The sequence below is a fragment of the Candidatus Binataceae bacterium genome (genome assembly GCA_036495685.1).
Taxonomy (GTDB): domain Bacteria; phylum Desulfobacterota; class Binatia; order Binatales; family Binataceae; genus JAFAHS01.
Genome location: DASXMJ010000181.1, coordinates 1 through 8,204 on the forward strand (window position 1 = coordinate 1; position 8,204 = coordinate 8,204).

Here is an 8,204-nt window from a genome sequence, read left to right on the forward strand (position 1 = left end):
TGAGCTGAATAAAAATGTCGTGTTCCGGGTATAGTCCCGCTGCGACCATCGGTGCCTTGAAGAAGAACGAGAGCCACTCCTGGATTCCGTGCATACCTGCGCGATGGGCCAGGTCCAGGAACAGTACCAGGTCGAGCACCAGCGGCGCCGCGAGGATTGAGTCGCGGCACAAAAAGTCGATCTTGATCTGCATCGGGTAGCCAAGCCATCCGAAGAGATCGATGTTGTCCCAGCCTTCCTTGGCGTCGCAGCGCGGCGGATAGTAGTTGATCCGCACCGAGTGAAACACATCGCCGTAGAGCTGCGGATACAACTGCGGTTGCAAAATCTGATCGAGCACCGACAGCTTGGTTTCTTCCTTTGACTTGAACGATCCGGGGTCGTCCAGCACCTCCCCGTCGCGGTTGCCGAGGATATTGGTAGAGAACCATCCCGACAGCCCGAGCATTCGTGCCTTAAGTCCGGGCGCGATGAGCGTCTTTATAAAGGTCTGTCCGGTTTTGAAATCCTTACCGCAGATCGGGACGTTCTTCTCGCGCGCGAGTTCGAGCAGCGCCGGGGTATCAGTGGTCAGGTTGGGTGCGCCGTTGGCGTATGGAATTCCCATCTTGAGCGCCGCGTATGCGTAAATCTGGCTCGGCGCGATTTCCGGATCACTTTGCTGAAGTCCGCGCTCGAAGCGTTTGAGGGACTGATGCACTTCCGAGGGCGTATGGAACACCTCGGTGGAGCCGCACCAAATCATCACCATCCGCTTGACGTTGGTGCGCGCCCGGAACTGGCGGATGTCTTCCATCAGCATCTCGGCCTTTTCCATTTTGTTGCGGCCTTCTTTCACGTTCGGACCATTGATTCGGCGTACATACTCGCGATCGAACACGGCCTCCAGGGGATGAATTTTTTCGAGCGGAACGCGCACCTGTTCGACCAGGGCCGGGTCCAGCACGGAGGCATTGCGGGCTGACTGGTATGCGTTATCCTCAAAAATATCCCACGCGCAGAATTCCAGATCGTTCAGCGACGCGAGCGGGACGAAGTCCCTGATCAGGGGTGCGCGGCCTTCGGTGCGCTTGCCCAGACGCACGGTCGCGAGCTGGGTCAACGAGCCGATCGGCTGGCCCAGACCACGCTTGACCGCCTCGACCCCCGCGATGAAGGTCGTGCTCACTGCGCCGAGTCCGGGAATCAGGACACCGAGCTTCCCGTCCGCGGGAGCGAAACGCACGTTATCTTTCGTTGGCAAAGTGAAGCTCCTTGGCGCCTGACACGATCATCATTCGATGCTGTCGGACGGCGTCGCCTGGGCGGATGCTTGGGGTTGGCCGCCGGACGAGGCCTGCGAGGTGGATGGCATGCCTGGTAGCTTGCCCGTCTTTTCGTATTGATAGCCGGAGTAGGCAAGTCCGGGTATGGCCAGCCAGATACACCCGCTGAGCCCCAGGCCGGCAACCAGCATGCCCATGAGCACGAGCACTCTCAAGCTGGTTCCCGCGACGGCTCGCGAGCGCGCTACCAGCTCACCTGTCCTCATCGTCTTCCAACTGTTTTTCGAGCGCGCGCAGGCGTCGCAGAATTTCCGTCAGACGTGGCCAACCCGCAACGTAGCGGCGCCACACCCCAATCTCGACGGCCGGGCAGCCCGCCATGACCGCCCCATCGGGTGTATCGCGATGCAGTGCGCCTCGCGCGGCGACCATTACGCGATCGCCGATCGTGAGGTGATCGGGAGCAGCGGCCTGGCCGCCGAACAGGCACCATTTGCCGATTTTGGTTGAGCCGCCGATACCGACTTGCGCGCACAACCGCGTGTATTCTCCGACTTCGCAGTTGTGGCCGATATGGACCTGGTCGTCGAGTTTCACGCCACGGTGTAAAATCGTGGCGCCGAGCATCGCCCGGTCGACGGTCGATTTGGCGCCGATCTCGACGTCGTCCTCGAGAACCACGGTCCCGACCTGGGGAATCTTCACCAGTCCACCATGGTCTTCGACGAAGCCGAACCCGTCCGCACCAATCACGGCTCCATCGAGAATCGTCACTCGGTTGCCGATGGTGCAACCTTCGCGAACCACCGCCTGGCTGTGGCAAGTAAAATCGTCGCCGATGCGAACGTTCGGATAGATGGTTGCGTTAGCGTGCAGCACGGCGTTGCGGCCCAGTGTGGTACCTGCGCCGATCACCGCGTTGGGTCCAATCGAAGCGTTCTCTCCCAGCTTCACATCATCCGCGATTTGTGCGCTCGGATGGATTCCCGGCAGTGGGCGATAAGGGGGAAAGAAAATGCCGACCGTGCGCGCAAAGTCGGCGTAAGGATTCGCGCTAATCAACGCCGGGCATCGCGCCTTGTCGACGAATTCGCGCGCGACAATGGCCGCCGCCGCCGAAGTTCGCTCGAGGGTCGGCGCGAATTTCTCCGCGGCCACGAAGATGATCATGCCAGGACCGGCCGCTTCGATTGGCGCTGGGGCAAGAATCTCGGTTTCGCCATCGCCACGCAGCTCCAATTCCAGCCGAGCGGCGAGTTCCTTGAGTTTCATGACTTCACCCGGACACGTTAGCTAGTCAGAATATTGCAACCTGGCGGCACAAGAAACCCGTTCACTGTATGGCGCCCAGCGCGTGCAAAGCGCCGAGCGCGCCGCCGGGAGTTATCTCCCGAAGACAGTTGTAGTGCCCGAAGCGGCAGGTGCGCGCGAGGCAGGGGCTGCAGATGAGATGCTGCCACAGAACCCGGGTTCTGGGTCCCAGCGGGCCGGTCCGCGCGGGATTTGTAGAGCCGAAAATTCCTACCGTAGGCTGTCCGAGCGCAGCCGCGACGTGCATCGCGCCGGAATCATTGCCGACAAACCCATCAGCTAACTTGAGCAACGCGACCAGCTGGCCGACGTTGGTTTCTCCGGCGGCGATCAGCGCGCCGTGGCGCGAGGCCGACGCGATCGTCGCACATTGCGGACGGTCATCGGGCGCACCTACCAGGACGCATTCGGCATCGTGACGCTCGGCGAGGTCATTGATGAGCTGGACGAAATGCATCGTCGGCCACTCCTTGGCGGGACCGAACGCGGCGGCAGGGGCGATAGCAATCAAGGGCGAACCCTTACGCCTGCGATGCGCATGGAGCCAGGCGGCCATCTCCTGCAGGCGGTTTGGGTCGGCGGTCAGAGCAAAATCCCCTGCGTCTCCTGATACGCCGATCGTCTTCTGCACCATGGTGAGCCAGTAGTGAACCTGGTGGTCGTTCATGGCCTGCGGAGGCGGGGCGATCTTGTGGGTGAGCATTAGGCCGCGCAAGTCCCTTATGTACCCGGCCCGGCGCGGAATTCGCGCCCTCCAAACCCACAACGCGGATTCGAAGCTGTTGGGAAACAAGACGGCCAGGTCAAATCCACGCGATCGGATGGTGTTAACCACCGCGCGGCGATCGCCACGACCACGAATACCGCGGCGGACCGTGTAGGGGATTATTTCATTGATCCATTCCACTCCATCGAAGAAGCTTGCCAACTCGCTTTTCGTCACAACGGAGATGCGTGCGCGCGGGAACGAACGGCGAATCGCGCGCAAGGCAGGCAGACTCATAACGAGGTCGCCGAGCCAATTGACTTCTTTTACAACGATACGTTGTGGGGGTGGTTGAACCGAGTGATCCATTCCCAAAGGGGTCTCAGCGCCGCACGGAATAATAGCATCTGCTTCTTCTTACCGTCTTCAAGCGACGCTGCGGCGCGGGGGTTCCTTCTTCTGGTTACCGAGCCCTCGTCTTACCGAGAAGGGGAAGAGTCCGCCCCGATGGCGCGACACCAAATTCCTACCGGCCAAACTAGAACGGCCTGTCACCGTTGATTGTCACCCGCTCCAGACGACGCTCCGCGGCGGGATTGTCACCGACCGCGCGATGCTGGGTGCAGCGATTGTCCCACATTGCAACCGAGTTGTTTTGCCATCGGAAGCGGCAACTGAAATCCGGCAGTTCGATGTGACGTTAGAGAAAGTTCAGCAGCGCGGCACTCTCCGCGGATTTCATGCCCTTGGTAGAGGCGGTGAAGTGCGAGTTGACGAACAAGCCTTTGCGACGGGTTTCCGGGTGCGTGCGAATCACCGGATGCTCCGCCGACATGCTGCGCAGCCTGTCTGCGTCGCTGTCGCTGATCTCCTCGTGACGATACGCCGACAGTGCAAAGACGCGGCTGGTATCGTGAATTGCGACTAGCCCGGCGAGCAGGTGTTGCATCTTGTCCGAGAGCGCCTCATAAGCCGCATACATGCTCACCCACATCGTATCGCCCCCGAGCGGTGGTGCGAGCACACATCGCAGCACCGAACCCAGCGGCGGCTCGGGCAGGAAGGTCAGGTCGGCGTGCCAAGCCTGCGCGACATACGGGTGGTGTTGGTCGCTCTGGAATACCACGAATTCCGGATAGCCTTGATCCTTGAGCGGCTGATCGAAGGGATGGATGTTCAGGGTGCCGAAGCGCCGGGCAAATGCTCTATGCTGATCTCGAGTTAACTCCTGGTCACGGAAGAGCAGCACCTGGTGTGTGAGGAACGCCGCCTCAATTTCCGCGAAAGCGGACTCGTCGAGATGGGCAAGCTGAACTCCGCCAACTTCCGCGCCGAGCGCACCAGCGATTGGACTCACAGACAGGTGCCGCCAGGCGCTCATCAAGATTCCTCCGCGGCGGCGAGCGATTGAAACGGAGCATCCATGATCAGTCTGACCGCAGTGGTTCCATCTGGCAGTCTGAAGCTCGTTTGGCGGACAAATCCCATCCGTTCCAGGTATGACACGAAGTGGGCATCCGCCTCGTATTCCGTGGTCCACGCACGGAGAGCGCCAAGGTCGATCAATTGGCGGCCAAGCAGCTTGAGCAATCGAGTGCCCAGGGTTGAGCGGTCCGATGGAGCCACAACTACAAACAGCCGGTATTCACCGTGCGGCGCGTTAATCGCGGGCGGATGGAGTTTAAAATTGTCGCGGTGCTCGATACAGGCGTACCCGACGATCTGATCGCCTGAGGTGGCGACAATGTGTCGTTGTATGCCTTCCGACGGCGAGTACGACCTCCGATTTTCCAGCCACTCTTGCTGGCTGGGTGCACCTGGTACTTCCATTAGCGACTGGTTGGCCAGGTTCAAGATCGCGCGCCAGTCGTCCTCGCTGGGCATACGAATGCTGAATTCGCTCAATATTGTGCTTCCCCGGCTGATTCCACCTGAGCTCATGATAACGGGACGCCCGGGCCCGTAATATCGAGGGTGCCGCACGCTTATTTCTCCAACGGCCGGCCCGGGAAAGCGGACGGGCCATGCAAGCATTTCTGCGGCGGCTTTCGCTTGCCGCCGTGTGTGCAGAATCTTGTACCGCGGCAAAGTTCGACATCTCCGGACTGTGTGCGCCTCCTCTTCAACCCGGTCATCTGGCCAGCGGATCCCCCTCTTCGGGTTACGCTTGGGGTGAATGCGATTCGATTTCTATTGCATTAGCCATGCTCACCAGCTCTGAAAGCCGATGATCGAAGAGACAAAATACCAGCTAATCGGAGGTGCAAAAACCTTAAGCGAAATGGGAAAAAAGGACTGGCTGGTCCATAATTGCTTAAAGGGTGGTCATTAGTAAAAAAGGACTCATCGGTCCAAAAATCCTTTTCTCGAAATTAGCCTGTCGAATTTTACTATTAGAAATATTGACTTCTTTGTGGAGCAGTAATATTAAGGTGCGCAGTTTAGATGGTGAATCCTTGGGGGCACGTTCCGAATGGGCGCCTGCCCGGGTTGGGGGTAAGAGATGGGATTCAGGCGCAGGGAGGAGGTCTTTAATGATAGTTAGAGCAGCAGCGGTTTCTACTACCCGTAGTCTTGGTCGGTTCGTTCTGCTGGTGATCGCCGCGACGCTCGCCACGCTGTGGTCGACGGCGGCGCGAGCGACCATCACGCAGGGTGACTTCTCGGTATTCGGGTTCTTCGAATCCCGCACGGAGGGACGCTGGGGGCAGGGCGGCAGCGCCAACAACGGAAGCCCTACCACCTTCACCCATCCGACCCCGACGACGACAGTCGCGAAAATGGGACTCGCCTCTTCTTCTACAGGCGGCAGCTGGGACTTCAATCACTGGGACCTTAGCGAGATGCGGTTTTTGGCCGACATCCGGCCCGACTACCACGTGGTCAAGAACTACAAGTTCATGGGCCGTTTCGACACCCTGGTCTTAAAAGATGCCGACTTCTTCGCGTTCTACCGTCCGTGGTACGACACGTTCGGAACCTTGAAGGATCGCGGCCGCGCCGAACCGGGCAACAATTGGTTTACCTACCAGCAATCCCAGTTGCAGCAGCAGTATTTCCGCAACGACCTGCACGAGTACTACGGGCAGCTGAACTTCACCGATAACTTCTCGATGCGTGTCGGCAAGCAGCAGGTCATCTGGTCGGAAGCGGATGCGCTGTCCGGTACCGAAGTAACCAACCCGGTCGACGGGACCTTCCACGGGTTCATCCCGTTCGAGGCCGCGGAAGACTTGCGCAAGAATGTGCGGATGGTGAAGTTCAACTACATCCTGCCGGACTTCTATAAGACCGCCAACAACGAACTCGAGGCCTTTTGGATACCGGGCGACTTCCAGGGCAACACCGTCTTCCTTGGGTGGACGACCGCCGACGGGCGCAACCCGTGGTCTGTCCCGGCGGCGACGGGGCCGGGTCAAGCAGGCGCAGTAGCGGGCGTGCCGGCGGCCTTCAACAACAATGGCATTAATTTTCAAGGCCAACCGATCCAGCACCGCAGCTTCCTCCAGACAATAGCGAAACCGTTAACCTTCGTGGGTGGGGCCTTTGGGAACTTCAACGTTATTGGCCCCCATAACGACCCTTCCAACTCGCTTGAGAATAGTGAGTTTGGCATGCGCGCATCGAGCCTGCTGCCGATCGGCAATGGACTTCAGGCCAGCTTCATCTATCTTTATGAGTTCCGGAATTGCCCTGTCAGCTTGAACACCGCGCTGACTACCCTTCCCGGCGGCTTCCCAGCCTTGGCGACAGGGGGTGCAGCTCTGGTACCCGGGCAATTCTTCTATGGTATTCCCGGACAAAGGTCGTTCCACAGAACCAATCCGGCTGCGGGTGTTCCTGTATTCGGCACCGTGTTCGCGAGCCTCAGTACCCGCTACCGCCGTAATTCATTCTTCGGGTTGACCGGTACGTATTACGACAAAGAATGGACCGATATCGTTTACCGGTATGACAGCCTGTACACTCCCAACTTTGGCTTGAACTCTCTGCCGTCGAACAAGGGCGAGTGGGCGGAACAGGGTCGGTTCATCCTTGCTGGCGACCGTCCAACCTACATTCCGTGGCTGTCCAAGCAGCACACCTTTTTCACGGCCCAGTACGTCAACACCTGGACTCCTGACCGTCCCACCAACGCTGTCCCCAGTATCGCTAACAACATCGGTAAAGTGCGCGAGGACAGCAGCTTCTTCTTCGTGTCGGCGGTCAACTGGATACTCAACGGCCAGTTGGTTACCACCAACGTGTGGACGTGGGATGTCGACGACGCGGTGGGCGCCCTGTCGTCGACCAACACCTACCGCTATTCGCGCAGCATTCTGTTCGGGGTGAACGCGTTCTGGGCGATAGGGAAGAGCGGGCGTTACACCGACCCATTCCTGTACAGCGCGCAGCAGCGCACCAACGAGATCGAGTTCACAATGACCTATGAGATTTGATCGGCTTTACAACCACGTGCACCGCGCCTTGTCTTGGCGAGCTTCGAAAGGTGTCGGGAACTGATAACAGGAGGCGAATGTAACATAGATTGATTTAATCAATCGGCCAAAACGAACTGTCGCCGGGTTGCGAGATTTCTTGCTGCCTTTCGGCTCGGCTTCACGTCGTTACACCCCCGGGTTGGAGCCCTAAAACTACGAACACCTCCCCGGGAAATGGCGCTGACGGCCGCGGTCTTGACACAACCGCGGCCGTCGCTTTTCAGGATGCCGGTCATCTAGTCCGCCGCGCGTTTCAGCGAAAGGCCAAATCCACGATGCGATCGTTGCCCCCGGGCGCGGCTGGGTCTCGAACAAATCGGACATCAACCGCGCCCAACAACCTCTAGCGGAACGCGCCGCCATAGGTGCAAATTCCCGGCTCAAATGAGCGTGGGCGGCGTGGTTTGCTTGCGCTACGAGCGAGGCCAGTCTCCGACCCCG

General features: G+C 59.3%; 6 protein-coding genes and 1 pseudogene. 1 reads left to right on the plus strand and 6 read right to left on the minus strand.

Going from position 1 to position 8,204, the window contains the following annotated elements; translation table 11 throughout:
• The 6 genes and pseudogenes from VGI36_16705 to VGI36_16730 all read right to left on the minus strand — a co-directional run.
• The coding region (locus VGI36_16705; GenBank protein HEY2486788.1) for an inositol-3-phosphate synthase at nt 1-1,243 on the minus strand (1,243 nt) is incomplete at its 3' end.
• Nucleotides 1,244-1,273: 30 nt separating this feature from the next.
• A complete protein-coding gene (locus VGI36_16710) occupies nt 1,274-1,531 on the minus strand; it encodes a hypothetical protein (protein ID HEY2486789.1) in 258 nt (85 codons plus the stop codon).
• On the minus strand, nt 1,518-2,537 hold the full coding sequence (lpxD, locus tag VGI36_16715) for a UDP-3-O-(3-hydroxymyristoyl)glucosamine N-acyltransferase (GenBank protein HEY2486790.1): 1,020 nt from the start codon (nt 2,535-2,537) through the stop codon (nt 1,518-1,520). The genes VGI36_16710 and lpxD overlap by 14 nt, the downstream gene beginning before the upstream one ends.
• A gap of 61 nt (nt 2,538-2,598) precedes the next feature.
• Nucleotides 2,599-3,651, minus strand: a complete 1,053-nt coding sequence (gene waaF, locus VGI36_16720; protein HEY2486791.1) for a lipopolysaccharide heptosyltransferase II — start codon at nt 3,649-3,651, stop codon at nt 2,599-2,601.
• A 169-nt stretch (nt 3,652-3,820) separates the two neighbouring features.
• Nucleotides 3,821-4,663 (minus strand): annotated as a pseudogene (locus VGI36_16725) (TauD/TfdA family dioxygenase).
• On the minus strand, nt 4,663-5,187 hold the full coding sequence (locus VGI36_16730; protein ID HEY2486792.1) for a GNAT family N-acetyltransferase: 525 nt from the start codon (nt 5,185-5,187) through the stop codon (nt 4,663-4,665). Before VGI36_16730 ends, VGI36_16725 begins: the two are co-directional and overlap by 1 nt.
• 689 nt (nt 5,188-5,876) lie before the next feature.
• Between VGI36_16730 and VGI36_16735 the strand changes: the two genes are divergently transcribed.
• A complete protein-coding gene (locus VGI36_16735) occupies nt 5,877-7,721 on the plus strand; it encodes a hypothetical protein (GenBank protein ID HEY2486793.1) in 1,845 nt (614 codons plus the stop codon).
• The last annotated feature ends 483 nt before the right edge of the window (nt 7,722-8,204 follow it).